At 69.9% G+C, this 16,109-nt stretch carries 16 protein-coding genes; 15 read left to right on the top strand and 1 reads right to left on the bottom strand.

The genetic code is table 11. The features are described 5' to 3' along the window. Positions 1 to 54: 54 nt before the first annotated feature. A complete protein-coding gene (locus ABT288_RS06790) occupies positions 55 to 1,083 on the bottom strand; it encodes a LacI family DNA-binding transcriptional regulator (RefSeq protein ID WP_351603500.1) in 1,029 nt (342 codons plus the stop codon). Positions 1,084 to 1,177: 94 nt separating this feature from the next. On the opposite strand from ABT288_RS06790, the gene ABT288_RS06795 reads away from it, so the two are divergent. From ABT288_RS06795 to ABT288_RS06865, 15 genes are all read left to right on the top strand, one after another. Next, positions 1,178 to 2,437, top strand: a complete 1,260-nt coding sequence (locus ABT288_RS06795) for an MFS transporter (RefSeq protein ID WP_351603501.1) — start codon at positions 1,178 to 1,180, stop codon at positions 2,435 to 2,437. A gap of 9 nt (positions 2,438 to 2,446) precedes the next feature. Next, on the top strand, positions 2,447 to 3,808 hold the full coding sequence (gene pafA, locus ABT288_RS06800; RefSeq protein ID WP_351603502.1) for a Pup--protein ligase: 1,362 nt from the start codon (positions 2,447 to 2,449) through the stop codon (positions 3,806 to 3,808). A gap of 143 nt (positions 3,809 to 3,951) precedes the next feature. Continuing rightward, positions 3,952 to 4,953: an FKBP-type peptidyl-prolyl cis-trans isomerase gene (locus ABT288_RS06805; RefSeq protein ID WP_351603504.1), complete on the top strand. Its 1,002-nt coding sequence runs from the start codon at positions 3,952 to 3,954 to the stop codon at positions 4,951 to 4,953. 110 nt (positions 4,954 to 5,063) lie between these two features. After that, positions 5,064 to 5,435 (top strand): FKBP-type peptidyl-prolyl cis-trans isomerase, encoded by a 372-nt coding sequence (locus tag ABT288_RS06810; RefSeq protein WP_351603506.1) that lies wholly within the window; start codon positions 5,064 to 5,066, stop codon positions 5,433 to 5,435. 180 nt (positions 5,436 to 5,615) lie between these two features. Beyond that, positions 5,616 to 6,569 (top strand): helix-turn-helix transcriptional regulator, encoded by a 954-nt coding sequence (locus ABT288_RS06815; protein ID WP_351603508.1) that lies wholly within the window; start codon positions 5,616 to 5,618, stop codon positions 6,567 to 6,569. A 14-nt stretch (positions 6,570 to 6,583) separates the two neighbouring features. After that, on the top strand, positions 6,584 to 7,573 hold the full coding sequence (locus tag ABT288_RS06820; RefSeq protein ID WP_351603510.1) for a helix-turn-helix transcriptional regulator: 990 nt from the start codon (positions 6,584 to 6,586) through the stop codon (positions 7,571 to 7,573). A gap of 167 nt (positions 7,574 to 7,740) precedes the next feature. Further along, positions 7,741 to 8,001, top strand: coding sequence for a hypothetical protein (locus tag ABT288_RS06825; protein WP_351603568.1), 261 nt, complete (start codon positions 7,741 to 7,743; stop codon positions 7,999 to 8,001). Between the two features lie 10 nt (positions 8,002 to 8,011). Beyond that, positions 8,012 to 8,206 (top strand): hypothetical protein, encoded by a 195-nt coding sequence (locus tag ABT288_RS06830; RefSeq protein ID WP_351603512.1) that lies wholly within the window; start codon positions 8,012 to 8,014, stop codon positions 8,204 to 8,206. Between the two features lie 241 nt (positions 8,207 to 8,447). Further along, on the top strand, positions 8,448 to 8,732 hold the full coding sequence (tatA, locus tag ABT288_RS06835; protein WP_351603514.1) for a Sec-independent protein translocase subunit TatA: 285 nt from the start codon (positions 8,448 to 8,450) through the stop codon (positions 8,730 to 8,732). 47 nt (positions 8,733 to 8,779) lie between these two features. After that, positions 8,780 to 9,727 (top strand): twin-arginine translocase subunit TatC, encoded by a 948-nt coding sequence (tatC, locus tag ABT288_RS06840; RefSeq protein ID WP_351603516.1) that lies wholly within the window; start codon positions 8,780 to 8,782, stop codon positions 9,725 to 9,727. Between the two features lie 86 nt (positions 9,728 to 9,813). Beyond that, complete coding sequence (locus ABT288_RS06845) at positions 9,814 to 12,666, top strand: DEAD/DEAH box helicase (RefSeq protein ID WP_351603518.1); 2,853 nt, start codon at positions 9,814 to 9,816, stop codon at positions 12,664 to 12,666. Positions 12,667 to 13,012: 346 nt separating this feature from the next. After that, positions 13,013 to 14,680, top strand: a complete 1,668-nt coding sequence (locus tag ABT288_RS06850) for an ATP-binding protein (RefSeq protein WP_351603520.1) — start codon at positions 13,013 to 13,015, stop codon at positions 14,678 to 14,680. Beyond that, the gene (locus ABT288_RS06855) at positions 14,677 to 15,081 is read left to right on the top strand and encodes a roadblock/LC7 domain-containing protein (protein WP_228618682.1); all 405 of its coding nucleotides are present in this window, start codon (positions 14,677 to 14,679) and stop codon (positions 15,079 to 15,081) included. The genes ABT288_RS06850 and ABT288_RS06855 overlap by 4 nt, the downstream gene beginning before the upstream one ends. Continuing rightward, positions 15,078 to 15,500, top strand: coding sequence for a DUF742 domain-containing protein (locus ABT288_RS06860; protein WP_351603522.1), 423 nt, complete (start codon positions 15,078 to 15,080; stop codon positions 15,498 to 15,500). Before ABT288_RS06855 ends, ABT288_RS06860 begins: the two co-directional genes overlap by 4 nt. Beyond that, positions 15,481 to 16,101: a GTP-binding protein gene (locus tag ABT288_RS06865; protein ID WP_351603524.1), complete on the top strand. Its 621-nt coding sequence runs from the start codon at positions 15,481 to 15,483 to the stop codon at positions 16,099 to 16,101. The genes ABT288_RS06860 and ABT288_RS06865 overlap by 20 nt, the downstream gene beginning before the upstream one ends. Positions 16,102 to 16,109: the final 8 nt, after the last annotated feature.

Raw genomic sequence — 16,109 nt, forward strand, 5'->3', positions numbered from 1 at the left:
GTTCCTGTGTGCCCCGGCCGTTGTCCTGGCCGGGGCACACGGCGTTCCGGTGGGTCACCGGGGCGGCTGGGCGGCGCGTGGTGGGGCCGTGGAGCCGCGTACGACAAGGTGGACCGGGATGTCTCCGCTGTCGGGCTTGCGGCCTTCCAGGACGGCGAGGAGGGCGTGCATGCCGCGTTCGCCGAAGAGCTCGGCGTCGAGTCGTACGGTGGTCAGTTCGGGGTCGATGGCGGTGGCGAGGCCGAGGTCGTCGACGCCGGTGACGGAGACGTCGTCGGGGATGCGCAGGCCGAGGCGGCGCAGGGCCTTGTAGGCGCCGGCGGCGAGTTTGTCGTCGTCGCAGACGACGGCGGTGGGCCGGGGGCCGGGGGCGGTGAGTGCGGTCTCGGTTGCGGTCAGGGCGCCTTCGATGGAGATCGGGGCCCGGGTTGTGCGGACTTCCGTCCCCGGTACGGCGGACATGCGTGATGCGAGTTCACGCGCGCGTACCTCGAAGGTCCAGGAGGGTACGTCGGCGGCCAGGTGGAGGATGCGGCGGTGGCCGAGGGTGAGCAGGTGGTCGGTGACCTGACGGAAGCCGTCGGCGATGTCGAGGTTGACGGTGGCGGCGCCGAGGCTGCCTCGGGGGTCGCTGTCGAGCATGACGAGGGGGAGTTGGTCGCCGCGGATGGCGGTGAGGGCGTCGGCGGCCATGGAGGAGGCGATGACGCCGTCGAGGGCGGCTTGGGCGGAGGCGAAGGGGTCGCGGGCGAGGCCGATGCCTTCGGGCGAGGGGTAGAGGACGACGCCGAAGCCGTTTTCGGCGGCGACGCGTGCGGCGCCGGTGTAGACGCCGGCGAAGAACTCGGTGGTGAGGGCCGGGACGACGAGCAGGACGGTGCGGGTGTGGCCGAGGCGGAGGTTGCGGGCGGCGAGGTTGGGTCGGTAGCCGAGTTCGCGGGCCGCTTCGCGGACTCGCTCGGCGACGGGTTCGGAGACGCGTCCGCGCCATTTGTCGCCCAGGACGAGGGAGACGGCTGCCTGGGAGACCCCGGCTGCCTGGGCGACGTCCCGGCTGGTCGGGCGCGTGCTGCTGCGTGCCACCGTGGGCCTGCCTTTTCGTCTGGACGTCCGAACAGCGCACATGGTACGTATGAGGAGGGACGTTATACGTACAACGTGAGGCTGGAGGCGGCGGATGGCCGCGGGTTATCTGGAGATACTCCGGGCGCGGCATGCGCTGCGGCTGCTCACCGGCACGCTGGTGGGGCGGCTGCCGAACGCGACGGCGGCGATCGCCCTGGTGCTGTTCGTGCGTGCCGAGGGCGGTACGTACAGCCTCGCGGGTGCCCTCGCCGCCGTCTACGGCGTCGCCAATGCCGTGGGCCAGCCGGTCCTGGGCCGGCTGGTTGATCTGCACGGCCAGCCGCGCGTGCAGCTGCCGGCGGCGGTGCTGGCGGCCCTGTCCATGGCGGTCTTCGCGTTCTCCGGCACCGATCCGCTGCCGCTGGCGTATGCGGCCGTGGCGGCGGCCGGTCTGTTCACGCCGCCGCTGGAGGGGGGCCTGCGCGCGCTGTGGCCGTCGGTGCTGGGGCGCGAGGAGCAGGTGCACACGGCGTACGCGATGGACGCGATCGCGCAGGAGATCATGTTCACGGTGGGGCCGCTGCTGGTGACGTTGTGCGTGGCGCTGTGGGACGAGCGTGCCGCTCTGCTGGTGCTGAACCTGCTGGGTGTGCTGGGTGCGCTCTGGGTGGTCGTGTCGCCGCCCTCGCGGGCGTGGCGGTCGGCGCCGCGTGAGGCGCACTGGCTCGGTGCGCTGCGTTCGCCGGGTCTGCTGGTGCTGCTCGGTGCTTTCCTGTTCGTGGGGATCGCGCTGGGTTCGATCACGGTCGCGTCGGTGTCGTACGCCGATGGTCATGGCGGTGACGCGGTGTACGGCTGGATGATGGCGGGGCTGGGTCTGGGTGCGCTGGTGGGGGGCTCGGTGTACGGGGCCCGTCGGTGGAGCGGTTCGCCCGAGCGGCGACTGAGTGTGCTCGTGGCCCTTCTGGCGGTGTGTTACCTGCCTTTGATGCTGACGCCGGGTGCGCCGGCCATGGTGCTGCTCTCGGTGCTGTCCGGGGTGTTCCTCGCGCCGTGTATCGCCTGTGCGTTCATCATCGTGGACCGGCATGCGCCGAGCGGGACGGTCACCGAGGCGTTCTCCTGGCTTGTGACGACGTTCACCGTGGGTGCCTCGGTGGGGACGGGCGTGGCGGGGCCGGTGGTCCAGGCCGGTGGCACGGTGTGGGGGTTCGCCGTTCCGGGGGCGGCGGGGGCGGTGTCGTTGCTGGTGCTGCTCGCCATGGGACGGGTCCTCGCAGCTCCCGCGCGGGGCGGGGTCGTTGCGTCTTCACCGGAAAATGATCCAAATCGTGCCGTCGAACCCCGTTTCAGCTCGGGGGATCGGGCGTAATGTTCAGTCATGGACCGCCGCATTTTCGGGCTGGAGAACGAGTACGGCGTCACGTGCACGTTCAGGGGACAGCGGCGCCTGTCTCCTGACGAGGTGGCGCGGTACCTCTTCCGCCGTGTCGTGTCATGGGGCCGCAGCAGCAATGTCTTTCTGCGAAACGGCGCCCGGCTCTATCTCGACGTGGGCTCACATCCGGAATACGCGACCCCCGAATGTGACAACGTGATCGAACTGGTCACCCACGACAAGGCCGGCGAGCGCATTCTCGAGGGACTCCTGGTGGACGCGGAGCGACGCCTGCACGAGGAGGGAATCGCGGGCGACGTCTACCTGTTCAAGAACAACACGGACTCGGCGGGCAACTCGTACGGCTGCCATGAGAACTATCTGGTGGCACGGCACGGGGAGTTCTCGCGGCTCGCGGACATCCTCATCCCGTTCCTGGTGACGCGGCAGCTGCTGTGCGGCGCGGGGAAGGTGCTGCAGACGCCGCGTGGTGCCGTGTACTGCGTGAGTCAGCGGGCGGAGCACATCTGGGAGGGTGTGTCGTCGGCGACGACGCGTTCGAGGCCCATCATCAACACGCGTGACGAGCCGCACGCGGATGCCGAGCGTTACCGACGGCTGCATGTCATCGTCGGCGACTCGAACATGTCCGAGACGACGATGCTGCTGAAGGTCGGCGCGACGGACCTGGTGCTGCGCATGATCGAGGCGGGCACGGTGATGCGTGACCTGACGCTGGAGAACCCGATCCGGGCGATCCGCGAGGTCAGTCATGACATCACGGGCCGGCGCAAGGTGCGGCTGGCCAGCGGCCGGGAGGCGTCGGCGCTGGAGGTGCAGCGGGAGTACTTCGACAAGGCCGTGGACTTCTGTGACCGCCGGGGGATCCGTACCGGCACGGTCGCGCAGGTCCTGGAGCTGTGGGGCCGCACCCTGGACGCGATCGAGACCGAGGAACTGGACCGGATCGCCACCGAGATCGACTGGGTGATGAAGTACAAGCTCATCGAGCGGTACCGGGCCAAGAACAACATGACGATGTCGCATCCGCGGGTCGCTCAGATAGACCTCGCCTACCACGACATTCATCGTCGTCGTGGTCTGTACTACCTGCTGGAGAAGAAGGGCCAGGCGACCCGGGTCTGCAACGACCTGAAGATCTTCGAGGGCAAGTCGGTTCCGCCGCAGACCACTCGGGCGCGGCTGCGCGGTGACTTCATCCGGCGGGCACAGGAACAGCGCAGGGACTTCACGGTCGACTGGGTGCATCTGAAGCTCAACGACCAGGCGCAGCGCACCGTGTTGTGCAAGGACCCGTTCCGTTCGGTGGACGACCGGGTGGAGAAGCTGATCGCCGGAATGTAGTCGAAAGCGGGTGAGTCAAGCGTTTCGGGTGTGAAATGCCGGAGCGCCACACGGGCGTCGTACGTTTCCCGTACGGCGCCCTTCTCGCGTCGTAGAGTTGCGCGCACGCCATCCGCAAGATCGATCGATTACGAGGCTCTTCCGTGCGTCGACGTTCACTTCTTCTCGCCGCCGTTCCCGCAGGGCTGGTCACACTGGCCGCGTGCGGTAACGGCAAGTCCGGCTCCAGCAAGTCCAGTGTGTCGCCGTCCCCGTCGGTGTCCACGGTGCCTCCGCCGAAGATCGTGGAGGGGCCGTTGCCGGCGATCACGGCGGGCACGAAGTTCGGTGAGAAGCCGACCGTGGCGAAGGGGCCGGGCGAGCCGTCGAAGAACCTGGCGGTGAAGACGGTGATCGCGGGCGGTGGTCGCACGGTCGCGGAGAACGACTTCGTCCAGGCGAACTACCTGGGTCAGATCTGGGACACGGGCAAGGTCTTCGACAACTCCTACGACCGCAAGACCTCGCTGGTCATTCAACTCGCCCAGGGAAGCAGCATCGACGGCTGGCGGTATGGGCTGACGGGCCGGAAGACCGGCAGCCGGGTCCTGATGGCGGTGCCGCCCACCTGGGGTTACGGCAAGGAGGGCCAACCGCAGGCGGGTATCAAGGGCACCGACACGATGGTGTTCGTCGTCGATCTGATCGATGTGTTCAACTCCAAGAGCTCCTCCCACGGCAAGCCGGTCCCGCAGAGCGACGCGTCGCTGCCGGAGGTCGCCACGAACACCGACGGCAAGGTTCCCAAGGTCACCATCCGGCAGCCGCACCCGCCGAAGAAGCTCGTGTCCACTTACGTCCTGGAGGGCGACGGCCCCGAGCTCAAGGCGGACCAGACGGTCCTGTGCCAGTTCCAGGGGCTGGTCTGGGAGGGCGGCAAGACCTTCGAGCGGACGTACGGCTCGGGGCGGCTGAGCCAGTTCTCGCTGGCGCAGATCCAGCAGGTGGTCCCGGGGCTGGCGCAGGGTCTGACCGGCAAGAAGGTGGGCAGCCGCGTGCTGGTCGTCGTGCCGCCGGAGCTGGGCTACACCACCGTCCCGCCCGGCGGGGTCATCAAGAAGGACTCCACGCTCGTCTACACGGTGGACATCCTCGCCGCGATGTAGCCGGTGGCGTCCGTGGCGGGCGGGGGAGCCGGTGTCCGTGGCGGGCGGCGGGGGTGCGGAGATGAAAGACTGTCCGCGTTTCGTGTCGTACACAAGCAGGAGCTTTTGACGTGAGCATCGAGAAGCCCGAGATCGACTTCCCGGGCGGCGAGCCCCCGGCGGACCTCGAGATCAAGGACATCTGGGAGGGCGACGGGCCGGTGGCGCAGGCGGGTCAGACCGTCACCGTCCACTACGTGGGTGTCGCCTTCAGCACCGGCGAGGAGTTCGACGCCAGCTGGAACCGTGGCACTCCGTTCCGCTTCCCGCTGGGTGCGGGCCGTGTCATCGCGGGCTGGGACCGTGGTGTGCAGGGCATGAAGGTCGGTGGCCGTCGTCAGCTGACCATCCCCGCCCACCTCGCCTACGGCGACCAGAGCCCGACCCCGGCGATCAAGCCGGGCGAGACGCTGATCTTCGTGGTCGACCTGCTGGGCGTCTGATCGCGCCCGGTCCCCTTGTGATCCACACGTGATCCACACCTGATCGACCGGTCGTGTGCGACCGGTTCCGATCACCTGGGGCCCATGCCTGCTCGGGCATGGGCCCTCGGCTTTTGTGACCGCCCTGAGGAGCGGTACGGTCATCGGTCGGAAGCACCATAGGAAAGGCGAAGGGCGTCGATGGCCATTGCCAAGGCCGAGCGGCTGATGAACCTGGCGCTGTGTCTGCTCGGCACACGGCGGCCGCTCAGCAAGCGCGAGCTGCGGGAGAGCATCGAGGCCTACCTGGAGGCGGGCTCCGACGACTCCTTCAACCGGATGTTCGAGCGGGACAAGGACGACCTGCGCGAGCTGGGCCTGGTCATCGAGACGGTGGAGAACCTGGACGGCGAGGTCGGCTATCTCGCGCGCCGTGACAGCAACCGGCTGCCGCCCATCACCCTGGACGCCGAGGAGGCCGCGGCGCTCGGTCTGGCCGCGAAGGTGTGGCAGCAGGCGCGTCTCGCCGGCGCGGCCAGCGGTGCCCTGCAGAAGCTGCGGGCCGCGGGGCTCCCGGAGGACGTCGACCCGTACGAGGCGCACGGCGCCCTGGAGCCCCGTATCCCGGTGCACGAGACCGCGTTCGAGCCGCTGATGCTGGCCTGCCGGGACCGCCGCCCGGTCGTCTTCGACTACCGCAAGGCCTCCGCCGCCCGCCCCGAGCCCCGGAATGTGGAGCCGTGGGCGCTGGAGTGCTGGCGCGGGCACTGGTATCTGGCCGGTTTCGACCGGGACCGGGGCGCCGAGCGGGTCTTCCGGCTCTCGCGGATCACCGGCCGGGTCCGCTCGCGCGGCACGGGCTTCACCGCTCCCGTGCCCGACGTCGTCACCGTGCGCGAGACCGTGGCGAGCTGGGCGGGTGAGATCGCCGACGGTACGGCGCTGATCCGGCTGCGTTCCGGTGCCGGTTACCCCCTTCGGGCGAAGGCCGCCAGGGTGCGGGAACTCGGCGACGGCTGGGACGAGTTGGAGATTCCGTACGGGCACGGCCTGGACGCCTGGCTGGTGGAGTTCGGGCCGGACGTGGTGGTCCTGGAGCCGGCCGAGCTGCGCGCGGACGTGGTGGACCGGCTACGTGCCGTGGCCAAGGGCTGAGGGGGAGCAGGACTGTGGCAGGCAAACCGGTCAGGCCCGTGAACGCCATCGACCAGACCCGGCGGATGCTCTCCCTGGTGACGTACCTCAGGGAGCGCCCGGGCGCCCGGATCGCGGACGTCGCGCGTGCCTTCGGCATCACCGAGGACGAGCTGGTCGCCGACCTCGATCTGCTGCCGATGTGCGGCACGAGCTTCCGCGGCGGCGATCTGCTGGACATCGACACCGACGGTGAGCGGATCTGGTGGCACAACCCGGCCGCACTGGGCGAGGAGGCGGCGGAGCCGCTCAGGCTGGCCGCCGACGAGGCCACCGCGCTGCTGGTGGCCGCCCGGGCCGTCTCGACCCTGCCGGGCCTGCGCGAGGGCGACCGTCAGGCCCTGCTGCGGGCCACCGCGAAGGTGGAGGCCGCCGCCGGTGAGGCCGCCGGGGCCAGCGCGCGGCTGTCGGTGACCTTCGAGTCCGAGGGCGGGGTCTTCGCCGACGTCGACCGGGCGATCTCCGAGCGCCGCCGGCTGTGGATCCGCTACTACTCCCCGGCCCGCGACGAGGTCACCGAGCGCGAGATCGACCCGATCCGCCTGGTCAGCGTCGGTCACACCTATGTCGAGGCCTGGTGCCGCCGTTCCGAGGCCCGGCGTACCTTCCGGCTCGACCGGGTCGCGGAGATCAGAATCCTGGACGAGCCGTCCGCGCCGCCCGAGATAGAGCTGCGCGACCTCTCCGAAGCCCTGGTGCAGCCCGCGGCCGAGGACCCGGAGGTGGTGGTCGAGGTCGGCCCCGGCGGCCGCTGGGTGGCCGAGTACTACCCGCACGACAGCGCCGATGAGCTTCCCGACGGCGGGCTGCGTATCACTCTGCGCACCCCCGATCCGGCCTCCCTGCGCCGGCTGGCACTGCGACTCGGCCGCGACGGCCGGATCGTCTCCCCGCCGGAGCTGGCCGACAGCGCCCGCAGGGCGGCGGCGCAGGCGCTGACGGCGTACGACACGCCGCCGGAGTGAGCTGCCGGCGCGCTGTGCAGAGCCGGCGAGGGGCCGCGCGACCAGCCACGACGGCGCCGGAGACGAAGGGCGGCGCGTCGCGGCCCGCCCGGCGGGGCTCCGGCGCACCGCCGGCCGGCGAACGACCAGGAGAAGGAGCGAGGGCTGTGAGCGAGCGTGCGGGTGAGATGACGGTGGCGGCCGCCTTCGCCGGGATGAGGAGAGCGGTCCCCGTGGTGTTCAAGGCGGGCTGCCCGGACTGCCGGGGCCGCTTCGAGCTCGCCGCGAGCGCGCTGCGCCTCGCCATCGGTGCCAGCAGCCGTACGACGTTCTACTCCTTCACCTGCCCCGAGTGCGGGGCCGCCGTCCGCAAGCCCGCCGGGGAGCGCATCGTCGAGCTGCTCACCGGTGGCGGGGTCCGCACGCTGCGGCTGCACAGCACCGTCTAGTCTCGACGTCATGTTCTGGCCGATGTGCGCGGTAGCGTTGGGTTTCCTGGGTCTCGCGGTGCTGGGGGTGCTCGCTGTCCGGGTCTTCCTGGAGGCGCGGCGTCTCGGGCAGCAGGTCGCGGATTCGGCGCGCCGTATCAACAGGGCGGCCGAGGATCTGGAGCGGGCGGCGGTCAGCGCGGGCCGTGCCGTGGATGCGCTGTGATACCCGCAAGGCTGTGCGCTTTGGGTTACTTCGCGCTGTCACCCGACGGGCCCGTCCAGGTACGCTGACGATCGCGGCCCGGAGAACGAGGCGCGGTCCGCAGAGGGAGTGGGAGTACGCATGGGGATTGTCCTACGTTCACCCCCGGGCGTTACGATCGCTGCCAGCACGATGCTCGGACGCATGTCCGACCGGTCGGACACAGCCCCGCCGCCCCGCCTCAGTGAGAAGGTGAAGACTTATGTTCCGCAACGCACTTGAGCCGTGGCACCTGGTGCTCCTGGTTCTGGTGATCGTCCTCGTGTTCGGCTCCAAGAAGCTTCCGGACATGGCGCGCTCGCTCGGCAAGTCCGCCCGCATCCTGAAGAGCGAGGCGAAGGCGATGAAGGACGAGGGCAAGCAGTCTTCCACCCCCGCCCAGCCCGCCGAGGAGCAGACCCCGGCTCAGCGCACGATCCAGGCGGCGCCCGGCGACGTGACCAGCGCCCGGCCGGTCAACGAGCAGACGGACACGACCCAGCGCTGACGCGAGGACCGGGGCATCCGGTCCGCTGCACGAGATGAGGATGTGGGTTGCTCAAGTCTGCCCGCAACAACGAGAGGGATCCCGAGGGGCGGATGCCGCTCGCGGATCACTTGCGTGAGCTGCGCAACCGGCTTGCGAAGGGTGTGCTGGCGATCATCGTCGTCACCATCGTGGCCGCCTTCTTCTACAAGGACATCGTCAACGTCATCACCAAGCCGGTGCTGGACTCGGTGGGGTGCACGCAGTCCTTCGAGGAACTGGCGAAGTCGTCGAAGGACGTCTCCTGTGCGCGGATCACGATCAACGGTCTGCTGACGCCCTTCACGCTGGCGCTGCAGGTCTCGCTGATGGCCGGCGTGGTGCTGGCGTCGCCGGTGTGGCTCTACCAGCTGTGGGCGTTCGTCGCGCCGGGCCTGCACCGGCACGAGAAGAAGTACGCCTACGCGTTCGTGGGATTCGGCTTCCCGCTCTTCCTCGGCGGCGGCTACCTCGCCTACAACGTGCTGCCCACCACGGCGAGGGTGATGAAGGACTTCCTGCCCTCCGGGGTGGAGAACCTGCTGCCGCTGGACGGCCTGATCAACCTGGTCACGCGCATGGTGGTGGTCTTCGGTCTCTCCTTCGAGATGCCGTTGCTGCTCGTCATGCTCAACCTCACCGGCATCCTCACCGGCCGCCGCATGCTCGGCTGGTGGCGCGGCATGATCATCGGCATCACGGCTTTCGCGGCCGTGGCGACCCCCAGTACCGATGCGCTGACGATGCTGGCCCTGGCCGCGCCGATCTGGGCCCTGTACTTCGTCGCGGTGGGTATCTCGCTGTTCAACGACCGGCGCAGGGCCCGCCGCGAGGCGGCGGGGCCCGCCGACGACGAGGCCTCCGAGCTGGACCTCACCCCCGAGGACATCGGCGAGATCGAGCCCGTCGCGGCCAGCCGGGCCCTGCCCGAGCAGTCGGGCACCGACCGGGTCAACGGCTTCGACGACGTGACCTGAGCCTCGCGCCGCACCGCACCGCGCCGGATGCCCCCGCCCTCAGGGACGGGGGCATCCGCCTTTGTCGATCAGCCCACTTCCGGATAATGATCGTCCTGTTGTCAGTGGGGCCCGGTACGCTCGAAAGCACGATGACAGAGGACCTCTCTCCGGCCGAGCGGTACGCGGCAGCCCGCAGGCGGGCAGCCGAGCAGGCCACCGCGCTCGCGTCCTTCCGCGAGATGTACGACTTCGGCCTCGACCCCTTCCAGATCGAGGCCTGCCAGGCACTCGAGGCGGGGAAGGGCGTACTGGTGGCCGCCCCCACCGGCTCGGGCAAGACGATCGTGGGCGAGTTCGCCGTCCACCTCGCCCTCAAGCAGGGCAAGAAGTGCTTCTACACGACACCCATCAAGGCGCTGTCGAACCAGAAGTACGCCGACCTGTGCCGGCGCTACGGCACCGGCAAGGTCGGCCTGCTCACCGGCGACAACAGCGTGAACTCCGACGCCCCGGTGGTCGTGATGACCACCGAGGTCCTGCGGAACATGCTCTACGCCGGCTCCCAGACCCTCCTGGGCCTCGGCTATGTGGTCATGGACGAGGTGCACTACCTCTCCGACCGCTTCCGCGGTGCCGTCTGGGAGGAAGTGATCATCCATCTCCCCGAGTCGGTGACCCTGGTGTCACTGTCCGCGACCGTGTCCAACGCCGAGGAGTTCGGTGACTGGCTGGACACCGTCCGTGGCGACACCGAGGTGATCGTCTCCGAGCACCGCCCCGTGCCGCTGTTCCAGCACGTCCTCGCCGGGCGGAGGATGTACGACCTGTTCGAGGAGGGCGAGGGCCACAAGAAGGCCGTCAACCCCGACCTGGCCCGCCTCGCCCGCATGGAGGCGACCCGGCCGTCGTACCAGGACCGCAGACGCGGCCGCGCGATGCGCGAGGCCGACCGGGAGCGGGAGCGCAGACAGCGCTCGCGCGTGTGGACACCGGGCCGGCCCGAGGTCATCGAGCGCCTGGACTCCGAGGGCCTCCTGCCGGCCATCACGTTCATCTTCAGCCGCGCCGCCTGCGAGGCCGCCGTCCAGCAGTGCCTGTACGCGGGCCTGAGGCTGAACGACGAGGAGGCGCGGGAACAGGTCCGCGCCCTGGTCGAGGAGCGCACCGCCCACATCGCGCCGGAGGATCTGCACGTCCTCGGGTACTACGAGTGGCTGGAGGGCCTGGAGCGCGGGATCGCCGCCCACCACGCGGGCATGCTGCCGACCTTCAAGGAGGTCGTGGAGGAGCTGTTCGTACGCGGCCTGGTCAAGGCGGTGTTCGCCACCGAGACCCTCGCGCTCGGCATCAACATGCCCGCCCGCTCGGTGGTGCTGGAGAAGCTCGTCAAGTGGAACGGCGAGCAGCACGCCGACATCACGCCGGGCGAGTACACCCAGCTCACCGGCCGCGCCGGCCGCCGGGGCATCGACGTCGAGGGCCACGCGGTCGTGCTGTGGCAGCGCGGCATGAGCCCCGAGCACCTCGCCGGCCTCGCGGGCACCCGCACCTACCCGCTGCGCTCCAGCTTCAAGCCGTCGTACAACATGGCGGTCAACCTGGTCGAGCAGTTCGGCCGGCACCGCAGCCGCGAGCTGCTGGAGACCTCCTTCGCGCAGTTCCAGGCCGACAAGTCGGTCGTCGGGATCTCCCGCCAGGTGCAGCGCAACGAGGAGGGCCTGGCCGGCTACAAGGCCTCCATGACCTGCCACCTCGGCGACTTCGACGAGTACGCGCGCCTGCGCCGCGAGCTGAAGGACCGGGAGACCGAACTGGCCCGGCAGGGGGCGAACCAGCGCCGCGCCGAGGCGGCCGTGGCGCTGGAGAAGCTCAAGCCGGGCGACGTCATCCACGTCCCGACGGGCAAGTACGCGGGGCTGGCGCTCGTGCTGGACCCGGGCCTGCCCGCCGGCCGCTCCAACGGCCACCGCGGCTTGGACCACCTCGACGGTCCGCGCCCGCTGGTGCTGACCGCCGAACGGCAGGTCAAGCGGCTGGCGTCGATGGACTTCCCGGTGCCGGTCGAGCCGCTGGACCGGATGCGGATCCCGAAGTCCTTCAACCCGCGCTCGCCGCAGTCCCGCAGGGACCTCGCCTCCGCGCTGCGCACCAAGGCCGGGCACATCCCGCCGGAGCGGGCCCGCAAGAAGCGCTCGCAGGCCGCCGACGACCGCGAGATCGCCCGCCTGCGCACCGCGATCCGCGCGCATCCCTGCCACGGCTGCAACGACCGCGAGGACCACGCCCGTTGGGCCGAGCGCTACCACCGGCTGCTGCGCGACACCTCACAGCTGGAGCGCCGCATCGAGGGCCGTACGAACACCATCGCGCGGACCTTCGACCGGATCGTGGCCCTGCTGACCGAGCTCGACTACCTGCGCGGCGACGAGGTCACCGAGCACGGCAAGCGCCTGGCCCGGCTGTACGGCGAACTGGACCTGCTGGCCAGCGAATGCCTGCGCGAGCGGGTCTGGGAGGGGCTCAGCCCCGCCGAACTCGCCGCCTGCGCCTCGGCGTTGGTGTACGAGGCACGGGTCGGCGACGACGCGATGGCACCCAAGCTGCCCTCGGGCAAGGGGAAGGCCGCGCTCGGCGAGATGGTCCGGATCTGGGGCCGGCTGGACGGTCTGGAGGAGGAGTTCCGGATCAACCAGACCGAGGGCGTCGGGCAGCGCGAGCCGGATCTCGGCTTCGCCTGGGCCGTGTACATGTGGGCCTCGGGCAAGGGGCTCGACGAGGTGCTGCGTGAGGCGGAGATGCCCGCGGGGGACTTCGTGCGCTGGTGCAAGCAGGTCATCGACGTGCTGGGCCAGATCTCCGCGGCGGCGCCCTCCGAGGGCTCGACCGTGGCCAAGGCCGCGCGCAAGGCTGTGGAGCAGGTGCTGCGGGGGGTCGTCGCCTACTCGTCGGTGGGGTGATCTCCGGTTCGCCGGAGTGGGTGACTATGTCGGGGGTCCTTTCGGGGCCCCCATTCGCCTATCACGGTGAGTCGCTTTCGCATGCCCGTACACCGTGACCGAACGTGTTCGAATAGGCGCTGAGCGTGTAAATGGAGTCGAGCGTACTCCTGGTGCATGGGGCATTTCAGGTGCTTGCCGAATATGACACGGCGATGATCCGGTCGGACTAAGCTCGCCCGCGGCGCACCGAGTTGAGCCGAATTCGTGCGTCTGTTCCCAAACATGCGATAAATCCCGACAGTTCCATGAACCTTCCCCACACATGCTCCCCCGACACCCAGCCGACTCATCTCAGAAGGCATCCATGGTGAGTGTTCAGAAGCCTCCCGGTGGCCGTGAACGTCCTTACGCCCGCGTACTGTTGCCGCCGGCCATATTGATGGCAGCCGCGACCGGGGCGGCCGTCGCCCTGGGGCCGGCGTCGGCCCGTATCGGCATCGGCGTGGTCGGAGCCGTGGCCCTCCTGCTGATCCTCGCCACGGGCGCGGAGGCCGCCCGCCGCGGCCGCAGGCTCCGCGAGGAACAGGCCGAGCACGCCCGTCACACCGCGTATCTGGAGCACCGGCTCGCCGCCCACGACGATCTGATCGGGCGCTTCGCGAGCGACATCATCCCGCACGGCCATCTGCGGCTGCGGGCCGGCGAACCGCTGCGCGACGTGATGGCCAACGGCTACGACGTCGACCCCGAACTGCGCAGCCTGCCCGACTCCTACCGCGAGATGTTCCGCGCCGCGATGCAGGGAGCCGACCGCGAGATCAACATGCGCGACGCCACCGAGCGCTCCTTCGTGAGCATCGCCCGTCGCGTCCAGGCCATCGTCCACCAGCAGTCCAACGAACTGCGGGAGATGGAGGAGGACCACGGCCGCAACCCCGAGGTCTTCGACGACCTGCTGCGCATCGACCACGGCACCTCGCTGATCGGCCGTCTCGCCGACACCATCTCCGTCCTCGGCGGCGGCCGCCCGGGCCGCCAGTGGCCGCTGCCGGTCTCCCTCTACAGCACCCTGCGCGGTGCCATGTCGCGCATCCTGGAGTACCGCCGCATCCAGCTGAACTCCATCGTCAACATCAACATCAAGGGCACCTCCGTCGAGCCGGTCATCCACGCCGCGGCCGAGCTCTTCGACAACGCCACCCGCTACTCGCCGCCCACGGCCAAGGTGCACGTCACCGCCACCGAGGTGCAGACCGGCATCGCCATCGAGATCGAGGACGCCGGCGTCAGCCTGAGCGAGGAGTCCCGCGCCCGCATCGAGAAGATGATCGAGGACGCCAAGAACCTCGACGACGCCCACAACCTGGGCGAGAACCCGCGCCTCGGCCTCGCCGTCGTCGGCCGCCTGTGCAAGATGTTCGACATGGAGGTCTCGCTGCGGGCCTCCGCGTACGGCGGTTGCCGCGCGATCCTCATCGTGCCGCGCGTGATGACGACCACCGAGCCCGGTGTCGGCGCCGCCCACGGCATCGGTGCCACCGGTACCCCGATCCCCGCGCTCGGCGCGGTCGAGGGACCCAAGCGCCCGCCGAAGCGGCGCCGCCCCACCAGCCCCAAGATCCCGGCCGGGATCTCCATGGAGGACGACGTCCCGGTGGTCACCGAGTGGACGGCGGGTGGGCTGCCGCAGCGCCGCAGCCGGATGAAGACCCCGATCAGCCAGCGCTTCGCCGAGCAGGCCGAGGTCGAGCAGGCCGAGCGCGAGGGCAGGCCCACCGTCTGGTCGCAGCCCAAGCCCCAGCGGGAGCCCGAGATGGACCCCGAGCGCAAGAAGCTCATGGAGCGGCCGCTCGGGCAGGGCATCGAGGACTTCTGGAACGGCCTGCGCAAGGGCATGCCCGAGGGCGCCACCGGCCCCGAACTGACCGACTTCACGAGGCACCCGGAAAAGTACGTGCACCTGCTCAACGACTATGCGGACGAGCCCGTCGAGGGCACCACCGAGGCCGACGACGAGGGGGACCTCAAGTGATCCAGCAGCGAGGCAACATCGACTGGATGCTCAAGCAGCTCAACGACGGCGTGCCGGGCATCGAGATGATCGTGGTCCTCTCCGCGGACGGACTGCGCATCGCCCGCTACGGCGGCGACCCCGACGCCGCCGACCGCGTGGCCGCCGCCTGCGCGGGCGTGCAGAGCCTGGCCGGCGCCATCATCAAGGAGCTCCCCGGCGCCGGCGACATGCAGGTCGTCGTCTTCGAGATCGACGGCGGCTACTTCTACCTGATGAACGCCGGCGACAACGCCTTCCTCGCCGTACTCGCCGACGTGACCTGCGAACCGGGCCGGATGAGCGGCATGATGCGCGACCTCGTCGTCCGGATCGGCGCCCATCTCACCAGTCCGCCCCGGCGGAACGGGCAGAGCGTATGACTCCTCCACGACGCAAACGGCGCGAGCCGAAGCCCCCGCCGCCTCCCCGGCCGCAGCCACCGGCACCCGAGCCGGCGGACGGCGAGGCCGAGCCCAAGAACCCCGAACGGCTCTACACCGTCGCCGGATCCGAGGACGGCGCACGCGCCGAACTCGACCTCGTGACGTTGATCGTGGCGCGCGACGCGCCCCAGATGGCCGCCTCACCGGAGCAGGCCGCGGTCCTGCGGCTCTGCGCCAACCCCCTGTCCGTGGCCGAACTCTCGGCCTATCTGAACCTGCCGTTCAGCGCGATGACCGTCCTGATCACCGAGCTGATCACGGCCGAACTGGTGCAGGTGCGCGCCCCGGTCGTCCGCCGGGCGCTCCCCGACCGGTCACTCCTCGAAGCGGTGATGCATGGACTTCAACGGCTCTGACACCATCCCCGGACCACGCACCGAGGATCATCTGCCGCACACGGCCGAGACCGCGGTGAAGATCGTGATCGTGGGCGGCTTCGGCGTCGGCAAGACGACCATGGTCGGTTCCGTCAGCGACATCAGGCCGCTGACCACCGAGGAGACCATGACCCAGGCCGGCATCGGCGTGGACGACAACTACGGCTCCGAGTCCAAGACGGCCACCACCGTGGCCATGGACTTCGGCCGCATCAGCATCACCGAGAAGCTGGTGCTCTACCTCTTCGGCACCCCCGGCCAGGAACGCTTCTGGTTCCTGTGGAACGGGCTGTTCGAGGGCGCGCTCGGCGCGGTCGTCCTCGTCGACACCCGGCGCCTGGAGGTCAGCTTCGACGTCATGGGCCGGCTGGAAGAGCGCGGCGTGCCCTTCGTCGTCGCCATCAACTCCTTCCCGGACGCGCCTCGTTACCCCGTCGAGGAACTGCGCGCCGCACTCGACCTGACCCCGGAGATCCCGATCGTCGACTGCGACGTACGCCGCCGGGCCTCCAGCAAGGACGTGCTGATGACCCTGATGCGCTTCCTGCACTCGATCGCCCTGTCCCGCGCCCTCGCCTGATCCCCCAC

Origin of the sequence: Streptomyces sp. NPDC001093 (assembly GCF_040298985.1) — a bacterium.
GTDB lineage: Bacteria > Actinomycetota > Actinomycetes > Streptomycetales > Streptomycetaceae > Streptomyces.

Bases quoted from the DNA above. Each gene is read 5' to 3' on its own strand.
- ABT288_RS06795 (WP_351603501.1), top strand. From the start codon at position 1,178: ATGGCCGCGGGTTATCTGGAGATACTCCGGGCGCGGCATGCGCTGCGG.
- pafA (WP_351603502.1), top strand. From the start codon at position 2,447: ATGGACCGCCGCATTTTCGGGCTGGAGAACGAGTACGGCGTCACGTGC.
- ABT288_RS06815 (WP_351603508.1), top strand. From the start codon at position 5,616: ATGGCCATTGCCAAGGCCGAGCGGCTGATGAACCTGGCGCTGTGTCTG.
- ABT288_RS06825 (WP_351603568.1), top strand. From the start codon at position 7,741: ATGACGGTGGCGGCCGCCTTCGCCGGGATGAGGAGAGCGGTCCCCGTG.
- ABT288_RS06830 (WP_351603512.1), top strand. From the start codon at position 8,012: ATGTTCTGGCCGATGTGCGCGGTAGCGTTGGGTTTCCTGGGTCTCGCG.
- tatA (WP_351603514.1), top strand. From the start codon at position 8,448: ATGTTCCGCAACGCACTTGAGCCGTGGCACCTGGTGCTCCTGGTTCTG.
- ABT288_RS06845 (WP_351603518.1), top strand. From the start codon at position 9,814: ATGATCGTCCTGTTGTCAGTGGGGCCCGGTACGCTCGAAAGCACGATG.
- ABT288_RS06850 (WP_351603520.1), top strand. From the start codon at position 13,013: ATGGTGAGTGTTCAGAAGCCTCCCGGTGGCCGTGAACGTCCTTACGCC.
- ABT288_RS06860 (WP_351603522.1), top strand. From the start codon at position 15,078: ATGACTCCTCCACGACGCAAACGGCGCGAGCCGAAGCCCCCGCCGCCT.
- ABT288_RS06865 (WP_351603524.1), top strand. From the start codon at position 15,481: ATGGACTTCAACGGCTCTGACACCATCCCCGGACCACGCACCGAGGAT.